This is a genomic window from Allokutzneria sp. NRRL B-24872 (genome assembly GCF_002155965.1).
GTDB lineage: Bacteria > Actinomycetota > Actinomycetes > Mycobacteriales > Pseudonocardiaceae > Allokutzneria.
In genome coordinates this window covers 42,410-63,904 of the sequence record NZ_MUMH01000006.1, presented here as the reverse complement: position 1 = coordinate 63,904, position 21,495 = coordinate 42,410, and the positions used below count along the sequence as shown (strand labels likewise).

The 21,495-nt window shown below is 71.2% G+C and carries 20 protein-coding genes; 13 read left to right on the top strand and 7 right to left on the bottom strand.

Annotated features, from left to right (window positions below):
* Positions 1-18: 18 nt before the first annotated feature.
* The 5 genes from CCN37_RS01070 to CCN37_RS01045 all read left to right on the top strand — a co-directional run bounded on the left by CCN37_RS01070 (position 19) and on the right by CCN37_RS01045 (position 5,020).
* Positions 19-951, top strand: a complete 933-nt coding sequence (locus CCN37_RS01070; protein ID WP_086818693.1) for a substrate-binding domain-containing protein — start codon at positions 19-21, stop codon at positions 949-951.
* The gene (locus CCN37_RS01065; protein ID WP_246842746.1) at positions 948-1,844 is read left to right on the top strand and encodes a ribokinase; all 897 of its coding nucleotides are present in this window, start codon (positions 948-950) and stop codon (positions 1,842-1,844) included. The genes CCN37_RS01070 and CCN37_RS01065 overlap by 4 nt, the downstream gene beginning before the upstream one ends.
* Positions 1,841-2,230, top strand: a complete 390-nt coding sequence (rbsD, locus tag CCN37_RS01060; protein ID WP_086818692.1) for a D-ribose pyranase — start codon at positions 1,841-1,843, stop codon at positions 2,228-2,230. Before CCN37_RS01065 ends, rbsD begins: the two co-directional genes overlap by 4 nt.
* 252 nt (positions 2,231-2,482) lie before the next feature.
* Positions 2,483-4,126 (top strand): phosphoenolpyruvate--protein phosphotransferase, encoded by a 1,644-nt coding sequence (ptsP, locus tag CCN37_RS01050; RefSeq protein WP_086818690.1) that lies wholly within the window; start codon positions 2,483-2,485, stop codon positions 4,124-4,126.
* A 72-nt stretch (positions 4,127-4,198) separates the two neighbouring features.
* Positions 4,199-5,020 (top strand): bifunctional 2-polyprenyl-6-hydroxyphenol methylase/3-demethylubiquinol 3-O-methyltransferase UbiG, encoded by an 822-nt coding sequence (locus CCN37_RS01045; protein WP_246842745.1) that lies wholly within the window; start codon positions 4,199-4,201, stop codon positions 5,018-5,020.
* On the opposite strand, the gene CCN37_RS01040 is transcribed toward CCN37_RS01045, so the two are convergent.
* The 3 genes from CCN37_RS01040 to macS are packed head-to-tail and all read right to left on the bottom strand — an operon-like array spanning position 5,017 to position 7,365.
* Positions 5,017-5,592 carry a DUF1707 domain-containing protein gene (locus CCN37_RS01040; protein ID WP_086818689.1) on the bottom strand — a complete coding sequence of 192 codons (576 nt, stop codon included), beginning with the start codon at positions 5,590-5,592 and terminating at the stop codon, positions 5,017-5,019. The genes CCN37_RS01045 and CCN37_RS01040 overlap by 4 nt on opposite strands.
* Positions 5,585-6,262 (bottom strand): response regulator transcription factor, encoded by a 678-nt coding sequence (locus CCN37_RS01035; RefSeq protein WP_086818688.1) that lies wholly within the window; start codon positions 6,260-6,262, stop codon positions 5,585-5,587. The genes CCN37_RS01040 and CCN37_RS01035 overlap by 8 nt, the downstream gene beginning before the upstream one ends.
* A complete protein-coding gene (gene macS / locus CCN37_RS01030; protein WP_086818687.1) occupies positions 6,259-7,365 on the bottom strand; it encodes a MacS family sensor histidine kinase in 1,107 nt (368 codons plus the stop codon). The genes CCN37_RS01035 and macS overlap by 4 nt, the downstream gene beginning before the upstream one ends.
* A 114-nt stretch (positions 7,366-7,479) precedes the next feature.
* Here macS and CCN37_RS01025 point away from each other — a divergent pair, with 114 nt between their 5' ends.
* Entirely contained in the window at positions 7,480-8,682 is a 1,203-nt protein-coding gene (locus CCN37_RS01025) for a GGDEF domain-containing protein (protein ID WP_086818686.1), read from the top strand.
* Here the strand turns inward: CCN37_RS01025 and CCN37_RS01020 are convergent.
* Entirely contained in the window at positions 8,679-9,809 is a 1,131-nt protein-coding gene (locus tag CCN37_RS01020; protein WP_246842744.1) for an AI-2E family transporter, read from the bottom strand. The genes CCN37_RS01025 and CCN37_RS01020 overlap by 4 nt on opposite strands.
* A gap of 123 nt (positions 9,810-9,932) precedes the next feature.
* Between CCN37_RS01020 and CCN37_RS01015 the strand changes: the two genes are divergently transcribed.
* From CCN37_RS01015 to CCN37_RS01005, 3 genes are all read left to right on the top strand, one after another.
* Positions 9,933-12,149 (top strand): hypothetical protein, encoded by a 2,217-nt coding sequence (locus tag CCN37_RS01015; RefSeq protein ID WP_086818685.1) that lies wholly within the window; start codon positions 9,933-9,935, stop codon positions 12,147-12,149.
* A gap of 307 nt (positions 12,150-12,456) precedes the next feature.
* Entirely contained in the window at positions 12,457-13,215 is a 759-nt protein-coding gene (locus tag CCN37_RS01010; protein ID WP_168200472.1) for a hypothetical protein, read from the top strand.
* A 249-nt stretch (positions 13,216-13,464) separates the two neighbouring features.
* Positions 13,465-16,569, top strand: a complete 3,105-nt coding sequence (locus tag CCN37_RS01005; RefSeq protein WP_086818683.1) for a hypothetical protein — start codon at positions 13,465-13,467, stop codon at positions 16,567-16,569.
* A 163-nt stretch (positions 16,570-16,732) separates the two neighbouring features.
* Here CCN37_RS01005 and CCN37_RS01000 read toward each other — a convergent pair whose 3' ends face one another.
* Positions 16,733-17,590 (bottom strand): diguanylate cyclase domain-containing protein, encoded by an 858-nt coding sequence (locus CCN37_RS01000; protein ID WP_086818682.1) that lies wholly within the window; start codon positions 17,588-17,590, stop codon positions 16,733-16,735.
* A gap of 214 nt (positions 17,591-17,804) precedes the next feature.
* On the opposite strand from CCN37_RS01000, the gene CCN37_RS00995 reads away from it, so the two are divergent.
* From CCN37_RS00995 to CCN37_RS00985, 3 genes are read left to right on the top strand one after another with little or no spacing between them, the layout of a single operon-like run.
* Positions 17,805-18,377, top strand: coding sequence for a maleylpyruvate isomerase N-terminal domain-containing protein (locus CCN37_RS00995; RefSeq protein ID WP_086818681.1), 573 nt, complete (start codon positions 17,805-17,807; stop codon positions 18,375-18,377).
* A gap of 32 nt (positions 18,378-18,409) precedes the next feature.
* Positions 18,410-18,607 carry a ribbon-helix-helix protein, CopG family gene (locus CCN37_RS00990; protein WP_210407816.1) on the top strand — a complete coding sequence of 66 codons (198 nt, stop codon included), beginning with the start codon at positions 18,410-18,412 and terminating at the stop codon, positions 18,605-18,607.
* Between the two features lie 4 nt (positions 18,608-18,611).
* The gene (locus CCN37_RS00985) at positions 18,612-19,022 is read left to right on the top strand and encodes a type II toxin-antitoxin system death-on-curing family toxin (protein WP_086818680.1); all 411 of its coding nucleotides are present in this window, start codon (positions 18,612-18,614) and stop codon (positions 19,020-19,022) included.
* Here CCN37_RS00985 and CCN37_RS00980 read toward each other — a convergent pair.
* Complete coding sequence (locus tag CCN37_RS00980; RefSeq protein WP_210407815.1) at positions 19,007-19,447, bottom strand: MarR family winged helix-turn-helix transcriptional regulator; 441 nt, start codon at positions 19,445-19,447, stop codon at positions 19,007-19,009. The genes CCN37_RS00985 and CCN37_RS00980 overlap by 16 nt on opposite strands.
* A 99-nt stretch (positions 19,448-19,546) precedes the next feature.
* Here CCN37_RS00980 and CCN37_RS00975 point away from each other — a divergent pair, with 99 nt between their 5' ends.
* The gene (locus CCN37_RS00975; protein ID WP_143261354.1) at positions 19,547-20,536 is read left to right on the top strand and encodes an SMP-30/gluconolactonase/LRE family protein; all 990 of its coding nucleotides are present in this window, start codon (positions 19,547-19,549) and stop codon (positions 20,534-20,536) included.
* Here the strand turns inward: CCN37_RS00975 and CCN37_RS00970 are convergent, their stop codons facing one another.
* Positions 20,537-21,481 (bottom strand): ribose-phosphate pyrophosphokinase, encoded by a 945-nt coding sequence (locus CCN37_RS00970; RefSeq protein ID WP_086818678.1) that lies wholly within the window; start codon positions 21,479-21,481, stop codon positions 20,537-20,539.
* Positions 21,482-21,495 lie beyond the last annotated feature (14 nt).

Sequence of the window (21,495 nt, the reverse complement as noted above, 5' to 3'; positions counted from 1 at the left end):
GTGAAAGGGACAACCCAGATGAAGCTCACCCGCCGGTCCGCGTTCGCGGCCGTTGCCGTGGCCACCCTCGCGCTGACCGCCGCGTGCGGAGGCGGCGCTGGCGGCTCCTCCTCCGGTGGCGAGATCACCGTGGCGCTCTCGGTCTCCACGCTGAACAACCCGTTCTTCGTGCAGCTGCGCGACGGCGCCCAGGAAGCGGCGAAGGCCCTCGGCGTGAAGCTCGTGGTCCAGGACGCGCAGAACGACCCGGCCACCCAGGTCAACCAGGTGCAGACCTTCACGACGCAGGGCGTGAAGGCGATCATCGTCAACGCCGTCGAGTCCGACCAGGCGACACCGGCGGCCAAGGCGGCGGAGAACGCCAAGATCCCGGTCGTCGCCGTCGACCGCGCGGTGAACAACGCCAAGATCGCCTCGCAGATCGCCTCCGACAACGTCGCGGGCGGCAAGCTGGCCGCCGAGGCGCTGGCCAAGGCCATCGGCGGCGCCGGGGACGTCGTGGTGCTCCAGGGCACCCCGGGCACCTCCGCCGCGCGCGACCGCGGCCAGGGCTTCGCCGACGGCATCAAGGCCAGCGCGGGCATCAAGGTCGCCGCGCAGCAGGCCGCCGACTTCGACCGCAGCAAGGGCCTGGAGGTCACCACCAGCCTGCTGCCGACGCAGGCCGCGCTGAAGGGCCTGTTCGCGCAGAACGACGAGATGGCGCTCGGCGCGATCAAGGCGCTCGGCGGTCGTGACGTCAAGGTCGTCGGTTTCGACGCCACCGAGGACGGCCTCGCCGCGATCGAAGCGGGCACCATGGCCGCCACCATCGCGCAGCAGCCGCGTGAGCTGGGCAAGCTCGCCGTGGAGCAGGCCGTGAAGGCGGCAAAGGGCGAGCAGGTCACGGCCAAGGTCGACGTGCCGGTCAAGGTCGTCACCAAGGAGAACCTGGCCGAGTTCAAGAAGTGAGCGCGCAGAAGAAGGTCGTGGTCATCGGGTCGGCCAACGCCGACCTGGTGGTCGCGCTGAACCGGCGCCCGGGGCCCGGCGAGACCGTCATGGGCGCCGACCTCGTGGTCTCCCCCGGCGGCAAGGGCGCGAACCAGGCGGTGGCGGCGGGCATGCTCGGCGCCCCCGTCGTCTTCCTCGGCGCGGTCGGTGAGGACGAGCACGGGGAGCTGCTGCTGGGCTCGCTGCGCGGAGCGGGCGTGGACGTGTCGCACGTGGCGCGGCCCGACCGGCCCACCGGCAACGCCTACATCATGGTGACCCCGGACGGCGAGAACTCGATCGTCGTCTCCCCCGGCGCGAACTCCGCAGTGGCCGAGTCCGATGTGGACGCGGCCAGCGACGTGCTCGCCGAGGCGGCGGTCATGGTGCTGTCATTGGAGATCCCGCTGTCCACGGTGGCGCACGCGGTGGCTTCGGCGGTGGAGCTGGGCGTCCGCCCGGTGCTCAACCTGTCGCCGACCGCGGAGCTTCCGGGCGACGTGCTCGCGGCGCTGGACCCGTTGGTGGTCAACGAGCACGAGGCCGCTTGGCTGCTCGGCGCGGAGGGCTCAGCGGAGGAGCTGGCGACGCGGTTGCTGGACATCGGGCCGTGCTCGGTCGTGGTGACCATCGGTGCCGAGGGAGCCGTGATCGCTGACCGCGCCGGAGTGCGTACCGTGCCGTCGCCGCAGGTGAAGCCGGTCGACACGACCGGGGCGGGCGATGCGTTCACCGGCGCGCTCGCGGGACGATTGGCCGCTGGCGAGGACCTGGTCGAAGCCGCGCGCTTCGCGGTCCGGGTCGCGGCCACGTCGGTGACGCGGCACGGGGCCCAGCCCTCGTACCCGCGCGCTGACGAGGTGATCGGGTGAGGCGCAGGGGAATCCTGCACGCCGAACTGAGCGCCGCGCTGGCCCGGCTGGGACACACCGACCACGTGGTCGTCGCCGACTGCGGGTTGCCGATCCCGGCCGGACCGCAGGTCGTCGACCTGGCCTTCACCTTCGGCGTGCCGGGCTTCCTCCCGGTGCTCGACGGGTTGCTGGCCGAGCTGGTGGTGGAGGACGCGGTCGTCGCCTCGGAGATCGACGCGGACAACCCGCACTGCGCGGCGGCGCTGGCTCAGCGGCTGCCGGAGGCGCGTCGCGTCGCGCACGAGGAGCTCAAGCGGCTGCTCGGCGACGCGAAGCTGGTGGTGCGGACCGGCGAGGCCAGTCCCTACGCGAACGTGGTCCTGCGGTGCGGGGTGCCGTTCTAGTCGCTCGGGCCAACCACTCAGGCCAGCAGGAAGGCCAACGGCGACAGCACCATGGCCAGCAGGACGAGTCCGGCGATCAGGCGGATGCGGCGGGATCGGGTTTCGGTGCTCATGCCGCCGGAGCCTAGGCTGCCGATGACGCTGGGCTGCGCGGTGGTCGCCCTCCGTAACTCTTCCGGGTGACCTGGGGTGATGATTAGTTGCTCCGATGTCGGCATTGACGCTGGTCCGAGGTTCGGTATGGTCTAGACCATGGCAGCGTTGCAGCTCACAGGTGTCGGTGTCAGCCCCGGCCGGGCCTCGGGTCCCGTCGTCCGCGTCGCCGAACCGCTGGGTGAGCCGTCGGCGGTCCCCGCGCCCACCGACGTCGAGGCCGAGGCGGGCCGCATCGCCCCGGCGGCGGCCGCCGTCGCCGACCGGCTCACCGCCAAGGCCGCCACCGTCGAGGGCGACTCCCGCGCGGTCCTGGAGACCACCGCCGCGATGGCCACGGACCCGGCGCTCGCCAAGCAGGCCGCCAAGCTCGTGCGCGAGCGCGCCCTGCCCGCCCCGCGCGCCGTCTTCGAGGCGGCCAACGTCTTCGCCGCCTCGCTCGAAGCCGCTGGCGGCTACCTCGCCGAGCGCGCGCAGGACGTCCGCGACGTGCGCGACCGGATCGTCGCCGAACTGCTCGGCATCGACCCGCCCGGCGTGCCCGAGCTGGCCGGTCCGAGCGTGCTCGTGGCCCGCGACCTCGCGCCCGCCGACACCGCGGGGCTGGACCCCGCCAAGGTGCTCGCGCTCGTCACCGAGGAGGGCGGTCCGACCAGCCACACCGCGATCCTCGCCCGCTCGCTCGGCATTCCCGCCGTGGTCGCCGTGCGCGGAGTCCTCGCGCTGGACGCCGAAGGGCTGATCGTCGACGGCGCGACCGGCTCGGTCGAGGTCCCCGACGGTCCCGTCGAGGTCGTCGCCGCCGCGGTGCAGGCCGAGCCCGAGTGGGACGGCGTCGGCCGCACCTCCGACGGCCAGCGCGTCAAGATCATCGCCAACGTCGGTTCCGCCGAGGACGCCGCCACGTCGGTCGCCGCGGGCGCTGAAGGCGTCGGGCTGTTCCGCACGGAGTTCTGCTACCTCTCCGCCACGACCGAACCGTCCGTCGAAGCGCAGCGCGCCGCCTACGCCAAGGTCCTGTCGCCGTTCCAGGGCAAGCCGGTCGTCGTCCGCACCCTCGACGCGGGCGCCGACAAGCCGTTGCCGTTCCTGACGCCGGAGGACGAGCCCAACCCCGCGCTCGGCGTCCGCGGCCTGCGCATCGGCCGCGAGCAGCAGGGCGTGCTCGACCGCCAGCTCGAAGCGATCGCGGCGGCGGCCGAGGACTCCGGCGCCGAGGTCTCGGTGATGGCGCCCATGGTCGCGACGGCCGAGGAAGCCGCCTGGTTCGCCGAGCGCGTCCGCGCCGCCGGGCTGCCCCGAGCGGGCGTGATGATCGAGATCCCGGCGGCTGCCCTGTCCGCCAAGGAGATCCTCGCCGAGGTCGACTTCGTCAGCCTGGGCACCAACGACCTCGCGCAGTACGTCTTCGCCGCCGACCGCATGCTCGGCGCGCTGGCCTCGCTCAACGACCCCTGGCAGCCCGCGCTGCTGCGCTTGATCGCTTTGGTCGGCGAGGCGGGCGTTGAGCTGGGCAAGCCCGTCGGCGTGTGCGGCGAGGCCGCCGCAGATCCCGCGCTGGGGTGCGTGCTGGTGGGCCTCGGCGTGACCAGCCTGTCGATGAACGCGGCGGCGTTGGCGCGCGTGGGCTCGACTCTCGGTGGGGTGACGGTGGACGCGTGCCGCGAGGCCGCCCGTGCCGCGCTCGCCGCGAAGGACCCCGCTCAGGCCCGGGAGGTCGCCCGCGCAGCCCTTGGGCTTTGACGCTGTAGGAGTTTGCCGGTCTTCAAGCACAGCAACCTCTGGCGACCTCGCGGAGCGACCTAGGCTCGCGGAGTGGACAGCGGCACCGAGCGCATGATGCGGGCGAACGAGGCGAACTGGGACGCGCGCACGCCCATCCACGCGGAAAGCCGGTTCTACCAACGCGATCCGGAGACGTGGTTCGCGGACTGGGAGTGGGCGGACCTCGGCGAACTGGCCGACCGGGACGTGCTGACGCTCCAGTGCCACCTGGGCGTGGACGTGGTGGCGTTCGCGCGACGGGGAGCGAGGGCGGTGGGACTCGACCTCGCCGGAGCCGCGATCGACGAGGCCCGAGCTCGTGCCCAGCGCGACGGCGACGACGTGGAGTTCGTGCGCGCCAACGTCTACGACGCGGTGGAAGCCCTGGGAGGACGGCGTTTCGACGTCGTCTACACGGCGAAGGGCTCGCTCTGCTACCTGCCCGATCTGCCCGCGTGGGCGTCCGTGGTGGCTGACCTGCTCAACCCCGGCGGGCTGGTCTACGTGGTGGACTTCCACCCGCTGCTCAACGCGCTCGGCCCGAGCCAGAACGGCGACGACGGCCCGAACCTGTTGCTGCGCAACGACTACCTCAGCGGCAGGGGTGCGATCGAGAAGAACTCCACCCACACCTACACGGACGGCCCGGCGCTGGCGGGCTCGACGCGGGCCTACGAGTGGCGGCACGGGGTCGGCGACCTGGTCACCGCGCTGGCCGGAGCCGGACTGCGGATCGAAGGGCTGCGCGAGACCGAGCAGATCCAGTGGCCGCGCTGGCCGCACATGGAGCAGACCGAGCCCGGGTGGTGGCGGCTGCCGGAGGGCGAACCGCGCATCCCGTTGCTGTTCGCCTTGCGCGCCACCAAGAACTAGCTGAAGAACCTTCGCAGACCGCGCTTCTTCTTCGGCGGCGGCAGGATGCTCAGCGAGCCCATCCGCAGCGTGCCGGTCAGCAGGAAGTGCGGGGTGCCGCGGTGATCGCCGGGCCCCACCTTGTCGGTCACGGTGGACATCACGGGCGTGAGCTCGTCGATGTTCACCGTCGCGCCGTGCGGCAGCACCAGGGTGGTCGAGCCCGCCGTGCTGTCCAGCTCAACGGTGACCATCGGCTCCGCGATCACCGCCTCGGTGAAGTCCAGGCGGCTGGAGCCGAGATTCCCGCGCAGCACCACCGTCCTCGGCACCACCCAACGCCCGCTGCGCTGCACGGTGGAGCCGGTGTGCCGCAGCTCCAACGAGCCCTTGGCGGCGGCGGTGTCGAGCACCATCCCGGGGATGTCCATCAGCACCGCGTTGAGCTCGGCGCGGACGACGGCGCCCGTCGCGCGGTTGGAGCGCTCGGAGAAGTCCGACAGCGACAGCCTGCCCTGGCCGACGGCGCGTTCCAGCAGACCGAGCACGTGCTGCCGCTCGGCGTCGGAGACGCGCAGGTCGCGGTCACTCATCCGGGTCCCCGTCCAGTCCGTGCTCGATCGCGTAGCGGGCCAGCTCGACCCGGTTGTGCAGCTGGAGCTTGCGCAGCGTGGACTGCACGTGGTTCTCGACCGTGCGGTGGGAGATCACCAGGCGGTCGGCGATCTGCCGCGCGGTCAGGCCCTTGGCGACCAGGCGCAGCACCTCGGTCTCGCGCTCGCTCAGCCTGGGCGTGGCGGGGTCGGCGCCGGGCCCGGTCGCGGCCATCCGCCGGTACTCGCCCAGCACCAGCCCGGCCAGCCCGGCGGTGAACACGGCGTCCCCGTTCGCGGTCCGCCGCACGGCGTCGACCAGCTCCTCGACCGACGCGGACTTCAGCAGGTAGCCGGAAGCGCCCGCCTTCACCGCCTCCAGCACGTCGGTGTGCTCGCCGCTGGCCGAGAGCACGAGCACCCTGGTCCCCGGCAGCTCGGTGGTGATCCGGCCGGTGGCCTCCACACCCGTGCTCGTGCCCATGTTCAGGTCCATCAGCACCACGGCCGGCCGCACCGTGCGCGCGATCCGCACGGCCGCGTCGCCGTCGCTGGCGGTCGCCCTGACCTCGAACCCGCGTTCGGCCAGGTCCCGCGCCACTCCGTTGCGCCAGATCGGGTGGTCGTCGACGACCATCACCGACACCGCGGCTGTCTCCGCCTCGGTCATCCTGTTCCCCCTCGCCGCACCTTGATCTCCCACTCGACCCCGTCCCCAGGGGAGGTCAGCAGCGCCAGGCTCCCACCGAGGTCGGTGACGCGCCCGCGGATCGAGCGCGACACACCCATCCGGCCCTCGGCCTCCGCCTGGGCGAGCCGCCCCTCCGGGATGCCGGGGCCGTCGTCCCGCACGCTGAGCACCACGTCCTCGCCCAAGTCCTCCAACAGCACCCAGGCCCGCGCATCCGGCCCGGCGTGCTTGTCCACGTTGCTCAGCGCTTCGCGCGTGATCGCCACCAGCTCGGTCGCGGTGCTCGTTGGCATCTTCACCGCCGTCGCGGGCGTCGAGACCTGCACCCTGGGCGTCGCCAGGACCTGGAGCAGCGGGCCGAGGTCGCTCTCCCCGTCGACGCTGGAGTCCGGCGGAGCCGCCGAGATCAGCGAGCGGAGCGCGACCTCCTGCTCCCCCGCCAGCTGGGCCAGCTCCGCGGTCTCCCCCGTGACCGCCGCGCCGCGCGTGCGGACCCGTGCAAGGACTTGGAGCACGCCGTCGTGGATCGACCGCGCGAGCCGTTCGCGTTCCGCCGTCGCGGCCTGCGCGCGCAGCGCCTGGTGCAGCTGCATCGCGGAGCGCCGCGCGGTGGTCGACGCCATCCCGATCACGAAGCCGACCGCGACGAGCAGCATCGAGTCCCTGGCGATGTCGAAGGTGAAGTATCCCCGCACTGTGAACGAGACCAGCGCGTTGACGGCGCCCGCCAGCAGGCCGCTCAACTGCCCGCCCTGCACCGCGGCCGCCACCACGGAACTCGCGCCCCAGACCGTGGTGATCGTCGGCTTCGGCGTCTCCAGATATGCCCTATCCAGAACGAGCGCGGACAAGCCGATGAGAACGAGTGTGAGCAGGACGTCGACGACGACGATCGGGGCTCGGCGCCCGGGCTCCCTGCTGTAGGCGTACGCGGTGAAGACGGTCCAGCCCGCCATCACCCCGAGGACCAGCCATCCCAGCCATTGCCGCTGGTACTCGCTCTGGTGAAGGAGAACTCCCGTGGTGGCGAAGACAAGGGTGCCGACCCGGAACAGCACCGCTCCGCGCCACAGCGGGGCCATCGTCGATGCCAAGGTCTCGTCCGCTGGCGTGGACGTCGGCACTGCGGTCCCCCTCCCGAAGGCGGCTCTGTCGGCTCCGGTCATCCTGCCGCATGTGCCTCGGGGGAGGACCGCGTGCGCGATTGGCCGTTGCTGAGCCTGCGAAAGCCGGCGCTGATCTACTGGTGCCTCGTCTACGCCGCCGCCGTTGTCGGCTTCCTGACCACGTCGCTGGGCGGACCGCTGCCCACCGAGGACGAGATCCGCGACTTCGGCGCGCTCGCGGGAGCTTCCGTGCTGGTCGTGGTGATGACCTCGGCCTGCGACCCGTTCCGCGCCGAGTCGCCGCAGAGCCTGTGGGCGGTGCACGTCTCGTACCTGTTGGCGGGTGCGCTGACGCTGCCGAAGAACCTCGTGGTGCTGCTGATGATCGGCCCGGTGCTGCAAGGAGTCCTTGAGCAGCGCCCCGGTCCGCACCGCTGGCTGTTCACCACATCCGCGACGACGGTCGCCACCTTCGTCGCGTGCCTGGTGGCGGGCACGTGCCCGAACCACTACGGGGACAACCTGTTCGGTTCGCTGATGGTCGGCGGGACGCTGCTCAGCACGCGGGCGCTGCTGGTGGGCGTCGGTTTCTGGCTCCGCAAACCGCAGGCGCCGCCGAACCAGGTCTTCGGTGAGCCGCTGGACGTCGGTGTCGGCGTGGTGGCCGTGTGCACCGGCGTGCTCAGCTCGATGGTGCTGATGGCGAACCCGCTCGCGGTGATCCTGCTGGTGCCGCCGATGGTGATGCTCGGCCGGGCCACCCAGCTCGCGCAGTGGCGGCGTTCCGCCCAGCGCGACCCGAAGACCGGCCTGACGAACGCGACGCACTGGAACCGGCTGGCTCGCGCGGAGCTGATCAGGACGCGGGCCAGGCAGACGACGGCCGCGGTGCTGCTGCTGGACCTCGACCACTTCAAGCGGGTCAACGACGAGGTCGGGCACCTCGCGGGCGACTCGGCGCTGGCCGCGGTCTCCGAGCTGTTGCAGAGCGAGGTGCCGCGCAGGGACCTGGTGGGGCGCTTCGGCGGTGAGGAGTTCGTCATCCTGCTGCCCAACACCGACCCGGTCGCGGCGGAACGGCAGGCGGAGCGCATCCGGCTCGCGGTCTCGCGCCTCGCCGTGCCGACCACCGCGGCCGACGGGCACCCGCACCTGTTGACCGGCTTGACGATCAGCATCGGCGTCGCCACGTCGGCCCGCTTCGGCCACGAGATCGACGCGTTGATGGTTGCGGCCGACTCCGCGCTGCTGAGCGCCAAGAACGCCGGCCGCAACCTCGTCACCCTGGCCTAGTCGGGCGTCGCGGGCTCCGTCGTCTCGGCGAGGACGGGCGATTCACGCGTACTGGACAGCGAACGGATCGCGGCGCTGATCACGGCCAGCACCGGGACCGACAGCAGCGCGCCGACCAGACCGGCCAGCGCCAAGCCACCGACGATGGCCACCACGACGGCGAGCGGGTGCAGCTGCACCGCCTTGCCCAGCAGCAGCGGCTGGAGCACGTGGCTCTCCAGCTGCATCACCGCGATCACGATCACGAGCACGATCAGCGCGGACACGAAGCCGTTGGCCACCAAGGCGACCAGGACCGCGACCGTGCCGGCGAGCAGACCACCGACGATCGGGATGAACGCGCCGAGGAAGACCAGTGCGGCCAGCGGGATCGCGAGCGGGACGCCGACCGCGATCAGGCCGATGCCGATGCCGACGGCGTCCACGACCGCGACCAGCACGGTGGCCTTGACGTAGGCGGACAGCGAGTCGAACCCCTTGGAGCCCGCGACGTCCACGCGGTTCCGGATGCGGGTCGGGACGGCCTTGAGCAGGCCGCGCCAGATGCCCTGGCCGTCGTGCAGGAAGAAGATCAGTGTGAACAGCACCAGCAGGAAGCCGGTCAGGATCTCCCCGACGGTCGCCGCGGTGGACAGCGCGCCCGAGGTGATCACCGAGGTGTTCGCCTTCAGCGCCTCGATCGCCTGGTTGATGTAGCCGGTGATGTCCTCCTGCTTGAGGTGCAGCGGCCCGTTGATCAGCCAGTCCCTGATCGTCTCGAGGCTCTGCGTCACCTGCTTCTGGAGGTCGGGGACGCCCTCGATGAACGCGGTCACCACGGACGTCAGCACGCCGATGACCAGCGCGAGCCCGCCGACGAGGACCACGGTCGTCGCGGCCCACTTCGGCACCCGCCAGCGGACCAGCGCCTTCACCGCCGGGCCCATCAGCGCCGACAGCAGCAGGGCGACGGCGATCGGGATGACCACGGTGGCGAAGTACGCGGCGACGTAGCCGAGCACGACGAGCGCACCCGCGATCACCAGCATCCGCCACGCCAGCGCGGCACTCACCCTGATGCCGTAGGGGATCGGTTCGTCGGCGTCCCGACGGATCGGAGTCGGTTCAATCTGCCTGGGTGCGCTCACGGGTGAAGACGGTAGTGCCAATCACGCCGCCGCGTCCGCTCATCACGGCTTGGTCGTGCGCCCTTCCCACCGGCGCCGCGAACCGGTGAGATCGATCAGGACCAGCAGGGGGCGGAGGAGCACGTGGGCGAGTACGTCAAACCCTCGGACCTGACCGAGGCCGAACGCGAGGTGTGCCGGGCGTTCGGGACGGGGGACCGGCTCGCGCTCCCGCTCCCCGGCAAGACCGATCGCCAGGTCAGGGCCGCTGTGCTGATCGCGCTGCTCACCGACCTCTACCGGGTCAAGATCGCCGGTGTCCCCGCGCTGCGGCTGTCCGGGGCCAGGGTCACCGGCACGCTGAACCTGGAGTCGGTCAAGGTCTCCTACCTCGTCGAGCTCGCCAACTGCGTGTTCACCAACCGGATCGACGTCCGGATGGCGCAGCTGGCGGGCCTGCGGCTGCCGGGATCGCGGACGCCGGGACTCAACGGCAAGAACCTCCGCGTGGACAGCGATCTGGTGCTGGAGGCCGGGTTCACCTGCGACGGCTGCCTCGACCTCACCGACGGCGCGGTGCAGGGCACGGTCCGGTTGGCGGGAGCGGTGCTGCGCAGTCCGCAGGGGCACGCGCTGCTCGGCGCCCGCCTCAACATCTCCGGCTCGTTGCAGGCGACGGCCATGCGCGCGAGCGGAGAGGTCCGCCTGCGCGGGGCCAACGTCGGCGGCAGCATCCACCTCGGCGGCGCCTACCTGGCCAATCCGGAGGGCGACGCGCTGGAGGCCTCCGGCGTCGTCGTCGCGGGCAACCTGTTCTGCGACCGCGACGGCGGGCAGTTCACCACCGAGGGCCGCGTGGTGTTCGCCGGCGCGCGGATCGGCGGCGACGCCGTGTTCTCCGGAGCGCGGCTGCGCACCCCGCAGGCGCTGGACCACCAGGTGCTGGTGATGCCGCGCGGGATGGCCGACACGACGGCCTCCCTCGTCGCCGACCGCATCCACGTCGACGGCAACGTGGAGATGGACAACGGCTTCACGGCCTCCGGCTCCGTGCGCGTGCCGAACGCGACGATCGGCGGCTACCTCCGGCTCTCCGGCTCCTGCCTCGGCGAGGAGGAGTCGGTCATGGGGCTCGACGAACAGGGCACCAAGCCGGTGCAGCGCGTCCCGCTCGCGTTCATCGCCGACGGCATCGAGGTCGGCGGAGACCTGGAGGCGCGCGGTGTCGGCGGTGAGGACGACGCGGCGGCCGGTGAGCGCAACGGTCCGATGTGCGCCTACGGGCAGGTCCGGCTCGTCGACGCGAAGGTGCGCGGCAGCGCCAGCCTCTCCGGGGCGCACCTGCACGGGCCCGGTATCGACTCGCTGTTCGCCGACCGCTTGGACGTCGGCGGCACCCTGTTCCTCCGGCACATCCGCGCGACGGGCTCGATCCGGCTGCAGAACGCCAACATCGGCTCGACCCTGGACTGCACGGGCGCGCACCTGACCAAACCGCGCCTGCGCCCGGACGGCTCGCTCAAGCCGTCGCTGGACGCGCGCGTCGCCATGGTCGGCAAGGACCTCCTGTGCACGCACGGCTTCCTGGCCAGCGGCGGCGTCCGCGTGCGCCTGGTCGAGGTGCACAAGATGGCCAGCTTCACCGGCTCCGTGCTGGGCAGCAAGGAGGCGCGGATCGCGCTGAACGCCTACGGGCTCTCCGCGCAGCAGCTGGTGGTGCGCTTCGCCGAGCCGCCCGCCGGGCGCGTGATCCTGACCAGGGCGACGGCCGTCTCGGTGACCGACGGCGAGTTCCTGTGGGCCTCAACGGGCGGCGTCGACCTCGAGGACTTCCGGTTCGAGGCGATCACCGCGACGCCCGAGGTCAGCGTCCGCACCAGGGTGAAGTGGCTGCGCCGGGTCATCCCGGACTTCGCGCCCGGCCCCTACGACCTGTTCGCCACCTTCTACCGGCGCTCCGGCCACGAGGAGCGCGCGGTGCGGGTGCTGCTGGAGAAGCAGCGCAGGCGGCACTGGGAGCTGGGCCTTGCGGGCAAGCTCTGGGGCGCGATCCAGGAGTGCACGGTCGGCTACGGCTACCGGCCCTGGCTGGCGATGATCTGGATCGCGGTGTTCTGGCTGGCCGGCGGCCTGTGGTTCGACGACCACCGGATGTCCCGGCTGGACGACGGGCAGAACCCGGAGTGGAACCCGTGGCTGGTCTCGGCCGATCTGCTGCTGCCGATCATCAACCTCGGCCAGGACAACATGTGGGCGTACACGGGCACCTCGCAGTGGGTTTCCGGTGGTCTGGTCGCCCTCGGCTGGGTGCTCGCGACCACGGTCGCGGCCGGTGCGACGCGGGTGCTGAAGCGGAACTGAGCGAAACCCTCGAAATATGTCTAGAGAGATTATTCTAGACAACTTATCTTCGAGGCTTCGAAATGCCGCCTTCGGTCAATGTTGATCACCTGCGAATTCGAAATGGGGTTGCTCGGGGTCGTTGGAAATGCTCGTGATCTGGACCACACTCGTCCATTAACCCGATGGTGGCATAAAGCGCGGCGCTACTCGCTTTCGGCGTTGTGCGCCTGACAGAGTTCAGCTCGTCGACAACGACACCAAGATCTGAACTCAGCGGAGGCAGAACGTGACCAGCAACCAGAGCGCGAACACGGGGGGTGGCCGAGTGCGTCGGCTGCTGACCCGTGCGCTCCTGGTCGCCGGTACCGCTGCCACCGGCTGGCTGGTCGCCTCCGGCACCGCCACCGCCGCTGAAGCTCCGCTGCTGTCCGCGCCTCTTGAGGGTGTCGTCGACTCGATCGAGGCCACCGCCAAGCCGGTCGCGGACACCGCCAGCTCCGCCCTGACCGCCGTTGTCCAGCAGGTCGTCTCCGCGCCCAGCAAGGCTCGCAGCCTCGCCGCGCAGGAGGACGCAGACCCGCTGCACGGCGCCGTCGAGGGGCTGGCCGGGCTGCTCAAGCCCAAGCACGACAACCTGATCGACGTTCCCTCCGCCGTTCTGGAGAAGGTGCTGACCGGCGCGGGCTCGCCCCGCTCCGCCTCCGCCGCCCAGGACGCCGGGACGGCCCAGGCCGACCCGGTCGGCCCGCCCAAGACCGGCGGGCCCGCGAAGAACGACGCCGGTCACAGCCCGGTCGCCCTGCCGCCGGTCGTGGTCAACCACGGTCCCGCTGCCGGTGAGACCGAGCGCCCCCAGCCGAGCAAGGACGATTCGCCGCGGTACCCGCTGCCGTCCTCGCCCGTGCAGATGCCCGGTGGTTCCTGCTCGTGCCTGCACGACGGACCCGGTACCGGTGGTTTCAACGTGGGCGGCTACCTCTCCGCCGCTCACAACCTCGTCGTGCGTGGACAGGCGCTGAGCGCCGCTGCCCTCCACCGCATGGCCGCCGCGACTGCCAAGCAGCCCGGCACCACTCCTGACTGAATTCCCCGCGCGGCCAGCGACAGGTTGAACGCCTGCGCCGCCGGGTCAGTCTTCTGACGCCTCGTGTGAGCGCTCGTCTTCTCCTTCGCCAGTGGCCGCGCCAACAGCCCGGTGGGCATCCGCCCATCACCCCCAAGACATGGGTGGCTGTTTGCCCCGACGCGACAGCGTCCAGCCACCCGCCTAAAACCCCCGAATTCAGGGGACAACCAGAAGGAGATCCACATGCATTCCTGGGCGAAGCGTGGCATGAAGGCTGCGCTCCTCACCGGTGGGATGTTCATCCTCGGTGCCGGTATCGCGCAGGCCGGTGAGGCGCAGGTCAACCCTGACGCCCCCACCACCCCGCTCGGCGGCAAGATCTCGATCCCGGTCAACATCGACAACAACGCGGCGGGCCTGCCGCTCGTTGGTCAGATGGACCTGCCCAGCTTCAAGCGGGACATCACCATCGACGTGTCGTCGCTGGTGAGCGGCCTGCCCGGCGGCAGCGCCGACGCGGGTGCCGAGGCCAAGAAGGCCGACAAGAAGGCCTACGGCCCGAACAAGAAGGCCGCCAAGGAGTCCGGCACCGTTCAGGACCCGTTCCGCTCGAACAAGGTCGACGCCGACCTGATCGTGCCGGTCGACCTGTCCGGCAACGCGATCGCGGCCGGCGGCAACGTCGAGGTCGAGAACGAGTCGTCCTACAGCTACAACAACCCCGAGGTGATGGTCACCGACGGGACCCACCAGGGCCTCGCGGGCAACGTCGTCGACGTTGACGGCGTCGTGCCGGTGCAGCTGACCGGCAACGCGATCGCCGCGGTCGGCTCGGCCACCACCTGGAACACCTCCAGCACCGACGTGCAGTCGGGCAGCTCCGTCGTCACCAGCGGCGAAGAGGGCTCGCTGGCGGGCAACGTCATCAAGCCGGCCATCGCGCTGCCGATCCAGGGCTCGGGCAACGCCATCGGCGGTCTCGCCGGTGTCGCCGAGGCCAACAACCAGTCCGACATCTCGGCCGACGTGAGCGGCGACGCCGCCAGCACCGGCGAGGACGGCACGGTCTCCGGCAACATCGCGCACGCCCCCATCGGGCTGCCGGTCGAGCTGAACAACAACGCGCTCGGCGCGCTGGTCGGCACCTCCGACACCAACGGCACCACCTCCGCGACCGCCGTCGCCAACGGTGACCGCGACACCAACGGCCTCGACTCGCTGCTCGGCGGCAACGTCGTTCAGGCGCCCATCTCGGCCGACGCCGTCGCGTCCGGCAACTCGGGTGGCGCGCTCGGCGCGAACACCGACTCCGACAGCGCGACCGAGTCCTTCTCCGAGGCCGCTGGCACCACCCACACCAACGGCTCCGAGAGCCTGGGTTCCGGCTCCGTCGTGGACGTGCCGCTGGCCCCGTCCGCGCAGGTCCTCGGCAACGCCGCTGGCTGGGTCGTCAACGCCGACTCGTACCACGAGCAGACGACGACCACCGGTGCCGGTGGCAACAGCTACACCCTGGGCGACGACTCGCTGGCCTCCGGCCTGCTGCCCAGCGTCCCGGTCGCGCTGCCCGCCTCGGTGGCCGGCAACTCCGGTGGCTGGATCGCCAACACCGACGCTCAGGTCGCTGACCAGGGCACCCACGGTGCCGGTGGCTTCGTCGGCACCCGCGGCAACGACTCGCTGATCTCCGGCGACGCCGCGCAGGGCTCCATCGCGCTGCCGATCGACGTCGACGGCAACGCCCCGGGCTGGATCGTCAACTCCGACGCCGTCAGCACCGACACCACCACCACGCACTCCGGTGGCGAGGTCTCCGCTGACGACGACGACGCGCTGGGCAGCGGCAACGCCGTGTCCGTGCCGGTCGCGGGCCCGGTCGGCCTGTTCGGCAACTCCGGTGGCTGGATCGCGCACACCGAGGCCGTCGCCGAGAACACCGACGTGGTCACCGCTGGTGACGACGTCAAGGCCAACGGCGTCGACGGTGGCATCGCGGGCAACGCGGTGCACGCCCCGGTCGCCCTGCCCGTCCAGGGCTTCGGCAACTCCCTCGGCTGGATCGTCGTCGGCGAGGCCGACGCCACCAACGCCACCTCCTCCACCGCTGGTGGCGACGTCGACACCGACGGCACCGACGGCGTCATCACCGGCAACGGTGTTGTGCCCCGCGTGTCCGGCCCGGTGCAGCTGTTCGGCACGGGCCTCGGCCTGACCAACAACGTCGAGGGCACCGCGGACAACGTCACCGAGGTGACCACCGCGGGCAACAACACCACCGTTGGTGACAACGGCGGCATCGCGGGCGACATCGTCGACGTTCCGGTCGCGCTGCCGGTCCAGGCGTTCGGCGACGGCATCGGCGCCGGCGGCATCTACGACGGCACCGCCACCAACACCACCTCCTCGGTCGCCGGTGGCGACAACGTGACCAGCGGCGTGCACGGCACCGCCAACGGCACCGTTGCCTCCGTGCCGCTCGCGGGCGCCGGCCAGATCTTCGGCGACGGCGTCGGCCTGGTGGCCAACACCTCGGGTGTCGCGGACAACGTGACCTCCTCGGCGGCCGGTGGCTCCACCGCCACCAACGGCGTGACCAGCTTCCTCGGCGGCGACATCATCACCGCGCCGCTCGCCCCGGTCGTGCAGGCCGACGGCGTTGCCGGCTCGGTCGGCGGCACCTCCGACGCGCTCGCCGTTGGCGACGCGGCGGCTGTCGCCGGTGGCGACTACGTCACCGCTGGTGACAACGGCTCGGTCTCGGGCGTCATCGCCCAGGTTCCGGTCGCGGTCGCCGGTGAGGTCGTCGGTGACGCGGTCTCCGGCCTGGCCGTGACCGACGGCACCGGCAGCAACGCGGTGACCACGGTCGCCGGTGGCGCTGCTGCCACCAGCGGCGAGGAGGGCGGCAGCCTCTCGGGCGTCAACGCCCTGCTCCCCGTCGCGGGCGAGGCTGCGATCTTCGACCTGCCGATCGAGGTTCTCGGCGAGGCCGTTGCCGACGGCGAGCGCGCCACCGCGGTCTCCGCTGGTGACCAGGCCGCTGCCTTCTCGCTGCCGGTGACCGACAAGGCGCTGGGTGGGGGCCTGCTCAAGGCCGCCGAGCTGCCCAGCATCTCGTCGCTGCCGAAGCTGCCCACCACCGGTGGTGCCGCTCGCTCCGCCACGCCGCAGCTGCCCAACCTGGGTGGCCTGACCGGTGGCCTGACCAAGGTCCTGCCCACCGGCCAGATCGGCCAGCTCCCCAAGCTGCCCGCCGCGCAGCTGCCCACCCCGGGTGCCAAGGGCCGCGCGTTCGACGCTCCGGCGCTGAACACCATCGACACCTCCATGGTGTCGGGCCTGGTCGGTGGCCTGGGTGGCCTGAAGGGCTGACCCACCTCCCAGGGGTTCCCTGAACATGTGGGTGCATCGGGGAACCACTGAGCACTGCCGATTCTGAAAGGCGAAGCCGGGAAGCGAAAATCGCTTCCCGGCTTCGTCGTGTTCTTTATTCGGGACGTTTCGCCAGGGCGTGACCCGAGAGTGGAGAAAAGCGTCAGTGGTGGAGGCGCTTTTCGACGCAGTCGAGGACCGAGAGAAGTGGCGCCTTGCCGTCGCTGGTCACCCAGGAAACGCGCAGATCCGGCCGCAGCGCGCGGCCCTTGCCCATTCGGACGGGTCGTTCGGCCAGCTCGCGGACGCGGTCGGCGATGGCCGCGCCGTCGCCGTTGGGGTGCTCGGCGACCACCGCGAACTCGTCCCCGCCGTAGCGGGCGACCGTGTGGTCCGCGCGCAGACCCGCCCTGAGCCTGCCGCCGAGCGCGGCCAGCAGCTCATCGCCCTTGTCGAAGCCGTACTCCGCGTTGACCTTGGCGAGGTGGTGCACGTCCAGCAGCACCAGCGTCGTCAGCGTGCCGAGGGTGCGCGCCCTGGTCAGGGCCTGTTGCAGGCGGTCGACCAGCAGCGCGCGGCCGGGCAGTCCGGTCAGCGAGTCCAGCAGTCCCCTGCTGTGCGGCATGTCGTCGTTCACCGGGTTCAGCTGGATCAGCACGCAGCCGCGGCTGCGGTGCCGGACCGGCGTGAACTCCACCCACAGCCGCGTGTGCGGCAGCCCGGCGTGCTGGACGAGCACCGCGAGCGACATCTGGGCCCAGTTCCGCAGCACCTGGGAGCTCAGCTCGCTGGGGGTCGGCAGCGGTGCGCCGGAGTCGTCGAAGGCCTGCCAGCCGTCGGGGCGCCTGCCGGAGAGCAGTTCCGAGCGGCTCAACCCGAGCAGCGATCCGGCGAGGCGGTTCGCGGCGATCACGTCGCCGTGCTCGTCCTGCAGCACCAGCCCCACGGGCAGTTCGGAGACCAGTTCGTCCCACACCGCGTGAGTGGTCGGTGCCGCCGTGGAGTCCATCTGCACGGTCATGGCTGCGCACCTTCCGCCGATCGAAGGCTGTGACTAAGCCCCTCTGTCGTAAATCGGCTCTGGCAAGCGCCGTAGAGACCACCCGAATGGGGGATATCTGTCGAGTGGTCGGCTGCCGCGCCTGGTCCAGGCGGCTCACGCGCCGCAGTGAACACAGAACTAGCACGTTTTCTGGTTCCCGGTGGCTGTCGGGGCGCTGAGGTAGACAGAAGTCATGACACCGGACGACCTCCGCGCGGCCGTCGCCGCGTGCGTGAGCGGGCTGAGCGCCGTCGCCGACCAGGACTGGTCCCGCCCGGCCGCCGGGCTGGAGTGGACCTGCTCGCACACCGCCGAGCACCTGGCCGACGACCTCCTCTACTACGCCACCTCGCTGGCCGCGCGGGCGACCGAGCAGCTCAAGGTCTGGGGCAAGATCGAGGAAGGTGCGACGAACGCCCAGGTCATCGAGGTGATCAGGGCGACCGGCGAGCTGTTCGCGACCGTCGCCGACGCGGCCCCGCCCAGCGCGCGGGCCTTCCACCCGGCCGGTCCCACCGATCCCGCCGGGTACCTGGCGACCGGGGTCGGCGAGGCGCTGCTGCACAGCCACGACATCTGCGCGACCTTCGGCGTCCGGCTGGACCCGCCCGCCGACGTGTGCCGCGCGATGCTGGCCCGCCTGATGCCGCACGTGACCGAGGGCGGAGACCCGTGGCGGGTGCTCCTGTTGGCCACCGGACGAGGTGATCTACCTGGGAAGACACGTGTGACGAAGTGGCACTGGCGGATTCCCGTCGGGGACTGATACAGGTTGGTATCACGCGGTATCATTCCCGCATGGCGATGACTCTGCGGCTCACCGACGAAGAGACCGAGGCGCTGCGCCTGGCCGCCGAGCGGGAACGCCGGTCGATGCAGGACATCGCGCGCCGGGCGATCCGCGAGTACGTCAACCGCCGCAACGCGACCAGGGACGCGGCGCTGGCGCGCATCGTGACCGAGGACGCCGAGCTGCTCAAGCGCCTGGCCCAGTGACCTGATGGTCGAGGACCCCCAGGTCGAACCGGTCGACTACCTCGACCTGGACGACCTGCTCGCCGCCGCCAACGCCGCGCTCGGCCACGCCCCCGACGTGCGCGACTGGGGGCTGCTCGAAGCCGCGCTCGCCCGGCCGAAGGCCGTCGTCTTCGGGCAGGACGCCTACCCGACGCTGCACGAGAAGGCGGCTTCGCTGCTGCACTCGCTGGCCCGCAACCACGCGCTGATCGACGGCAACAAGCGGCTGGCGTGGGTCTGCACCAGGCTCTTCTACGTGCTCAACCAGCGCGATCTGCGCGCGCCCTCGGTCGACGACGGCGAACGGCTCGTGGTCGACGCCGCCACCGGCGCCCGCGACCTGCCGCAGATCGCCCAGGTGCTCGGCGAGTGGACGACTCAGTCCTTCAGCTGACTCGTCAGCACCTGTGAGCAGCGGCCGAGCAGTGCGCGCAGTTGGTCCTGCTCCTGCTCGGTGAACTCCGCCGCCAGCGCGCGCTCAACCGCGGACGCGCGCTCGTCGGCCAGCTCGAACGCCTTGTACCCGGCCTCGGTCAGCCGCGTCTCCAGCACATTGCGGTGCAGCTCGTGCGGCTCGCGCCTGATCAGGTCCGCCGCCTCCAGGTTGCGCAGGATCGTGGTCATCGTCTGCGGCGTGACCCGGCAGCGCCTGGCCAGCTCGGCAGCGGAAACCCCCGGCTGCTCGGCGAGCACGAGCAGCGCGGCGTACTGGGGGACGGTCAGCCCGGCCGGGCGCACCGCCGCCTGCTTCACGGCCATCAGCTCGTGCTCGACGCGCTTGATGTCCGAGCCGAGGCGCTCCTCCAGCGGCATGCCCATCCGCTGATCGTACGAGGCCGCCGTTCGCGATGAGTATTGACGAGCATCAGAGTACTGATTACTTTGTGAGTCCTTACTCAACTATGAGGACGGACTGCAATGCGTAAACTGACTATGGGGCGGCGGTCGCTGCTCGCGCTCGCCGTCGCGACCACGGCGGCGGTCACCTTCGCTCCGGCGGCCTCCGCGACGCCGCACGGGTTACCGGCGGTCGTCACCGCCAAGGCGCAGAACCTGTTCCCCGAAGGCATCGCGTGGGACCCGGTGCGCGGTGGGTTCCTGGTGACCTCGATCAGCGACGGCACGGTCTCGCTGGTCCGGTCGGACGGCGGAGTGCGCCAGTTCGCCGCGCACCCGCGGATGGTGCAGACCTTCGGCGTGCACGTCGACCCGGTGCGCGACCGAGTGCTGGTGGCCTACGGCGACATGGGCAGCGGGCGCCGCTCGACGCCCGAGACGACCTGGAAGTCTTCTGGCGTCGGCATTTTCCGCCTCAGCACGGGCAGGCTGCTGCACCTCGTCGACCTCGCCATCGGGCCGGGCAGGCACGCCGCTAACGACCTCGCGCTCGACCGCGCGGGCAACGCCTACGTCACCGACCCGGCCTCCGACACGCTCTACCGGGTCGACCCCGAGGGCAGGCCCTCGGTGCTCGCCCGCGATCCGAAGCTCGGCAGCACCGGCATCGGGATGAACGGAATCGTCTGGCACCCCAAGGGTTTCCTGCTCTCAACGCGCTACGACACCGGGGCGCTGCTGCGCATCCCGCTCAACGCCCCGACCCGCATCAATGAGGTCCGCACCGACCAGCCGCTCTACGGCGGTGACGGCCTCGACCTGCGTCCGGACGGCACCCTCGCGGTGGTGACGAACTCCTTCGGTGGCAACGGAAAGCCCGCGGTGAGCGTGCTCCGCGCGAACCGCGACTGGACCGAGGCGCGCGCCGTGCACCGGGCCGATCCGTGGGCGGACTCGCAGCCCACGACCATCGCGCGCACGCCGTACGGGAGCTACGTGCTCGACGGGCGGATGGGCGTGTGGCTCGACGGCAAGGGGAACGCGGACCGGTTCACCCTCCGCAGGCTGTGATCAGGACGAGTCGAACAGCGCGCTGACCGACTCCCCGTTGTGGATGCGCCGCATCGCCTCGGCCAGCGCGGGCGCGATCGAGAGGATCTTGAGCTTCGGCCCGCGTTCGTCGGCGGAGATCGGAACGGTGTTGGTGCAGACGATCTCCAGCACGTCCGGCTGGTCCCCGATCCGCTTGAGCGCGCCGCTGGAGAACAGGCCGTGCGTGCAGGCGACCCGGATGGTCCTGGCGCCGAGCTCGCGCAGCCGGTCGAGCAGTTCGAGCACCGTGCTGCCCTTGGCGATCTCGTCGTCGAGCACGATCACGTCGCGCCCGGCCACCTGACCGATCACCGAGCTGATCTGCACCTTGTCGTCGGCGAAGCGCTGCTTCGCGCCCGCCGCGACGGGGACGCCGAGCAGGCGGGCGAAGTGCGCGGCCTCCTTGGCGTTGCCCAGGTCGGGCGACACCACGGTGGTGTTGGAGAGGTCGTACTGGCGGAAGTGCACGGCCAGCTCGCGCAGTGCGTGCAGGTGGTCGACCGGAACGCTGAAGAACCCGTGCACCTGCGGGGAGTGCAGGGTCATCGCCAGCACCCGGTCGGCCCCCGCCGCGACCATCAGGTCCGCGACGAGGCGGCCGCCGATGGAGATGCGCGGCGCGTCCTTCTTGTCCGAGCGCGCGTAGGAGTAGTGCGGCATGACCACGGTGATCCGCCCGGCCGACGCACCGCGCGCGGCGTCGGTCATGAGCAGCAGTTCGACCAGGTTCTCCTGCACCGGGCGCACGAGCGGCTGGATCAGGAACACGTCCCGCTCGCGGCAGTTCGCCTGGAGTTGGACCTCCAGGCAGTCGTTGGCGAAGCGCTGCGTCCGCACCGGGTGCAGCGGGACTTCGAGGTGCGAGCAGATCTCGGTGGCCAGTTCCTGGTGTGCACTACCGCTGAAGACCGCGATGTCCCGCACGGACCGCTCCCTGT

Coding starts and splice junctions, on each gene's coding strand:
- CCN37_RS01070 (WP_086818693.1), top strand. CDS start 19: ATGAAGCTCACCCGCCGGTCCGCGTTCGCGGCCGTTGCCGTGGCCACC.
- ptsP (WP_086818690.1), top strand. CDS start 2,483: ATGGCAGCGTTGCAGCTCACAGGTGTCGGTGTCAGCCCCGGCCGGGCC.
- CCN37_RS01040 (WP_086818689.1), bottom strand. CDS start 5,592: ATGAGTGACCGCGACCTGCGCGTCTCCGACGCCGAGCGGCAGCACGTG.
- CCN37_RS01035 (WP_086818688.1), bottom strand. CDS start 6,262: ATGACCGAGGCGGAGACAGCCGCGGTGTCGGTGATGGTCGTCGACGAC.
- macS (WP_086818687.1), bottom strand. CDS start 7,365: ATGGCCCCGCTGTGGCGCGGAGCGGTGCTGTTCCGGGTCGGCACCCTT.
- CCN37_RS01005 (WP_086818683.1), top strand. CDS start 13,465: ATGAAGGCTGCGCTCCTCACCGGTGGGATGTTCATCCTCGGTGCCGGT.
- CCN37_RS01000 (WP_086818682.1), bottom strand. CDS start 17,590: ATGACCGTGCAGATGGACTCCACGGCGGCACCGACCACTCACGCGGTG.
- CCN37_RS00995 (WP_086818681.1), top strand. CDS start 17,805: ATGACACCGGACGACCTCCGCGCGGCCGTCGCCGCGTGCGTGAGCGGG.
- CCN37_RS00990 (WP_210407816.1), top strand. CDS start 18,410: ATGGCGATGACTCTGCGGCTCACCGACGAAGAGACCGAGGCGCTGCGC.
- CCN37_RS00985 (WP_086818680.1), top strand. CDS start 18,612: ATGGTCGAGGACCCCCAGGTCGAACCGGTCGACTACCTCGACCTGGAC.
- CCN37_RS00980 (WP_210407815.1), bottom strand. CDS start 19,447: ATGGGCATGCCGCTGGAGGAGCGCCTCGGCTCGGACATCAAGCGCGTC.
- CCN37_RS00975 (WP_143261354.1), top strand. CDS start 19,547: ATGCGTAAACTGACTATGGGGCGGCGGTCGCTGCTCGCGCTCGCCGTC.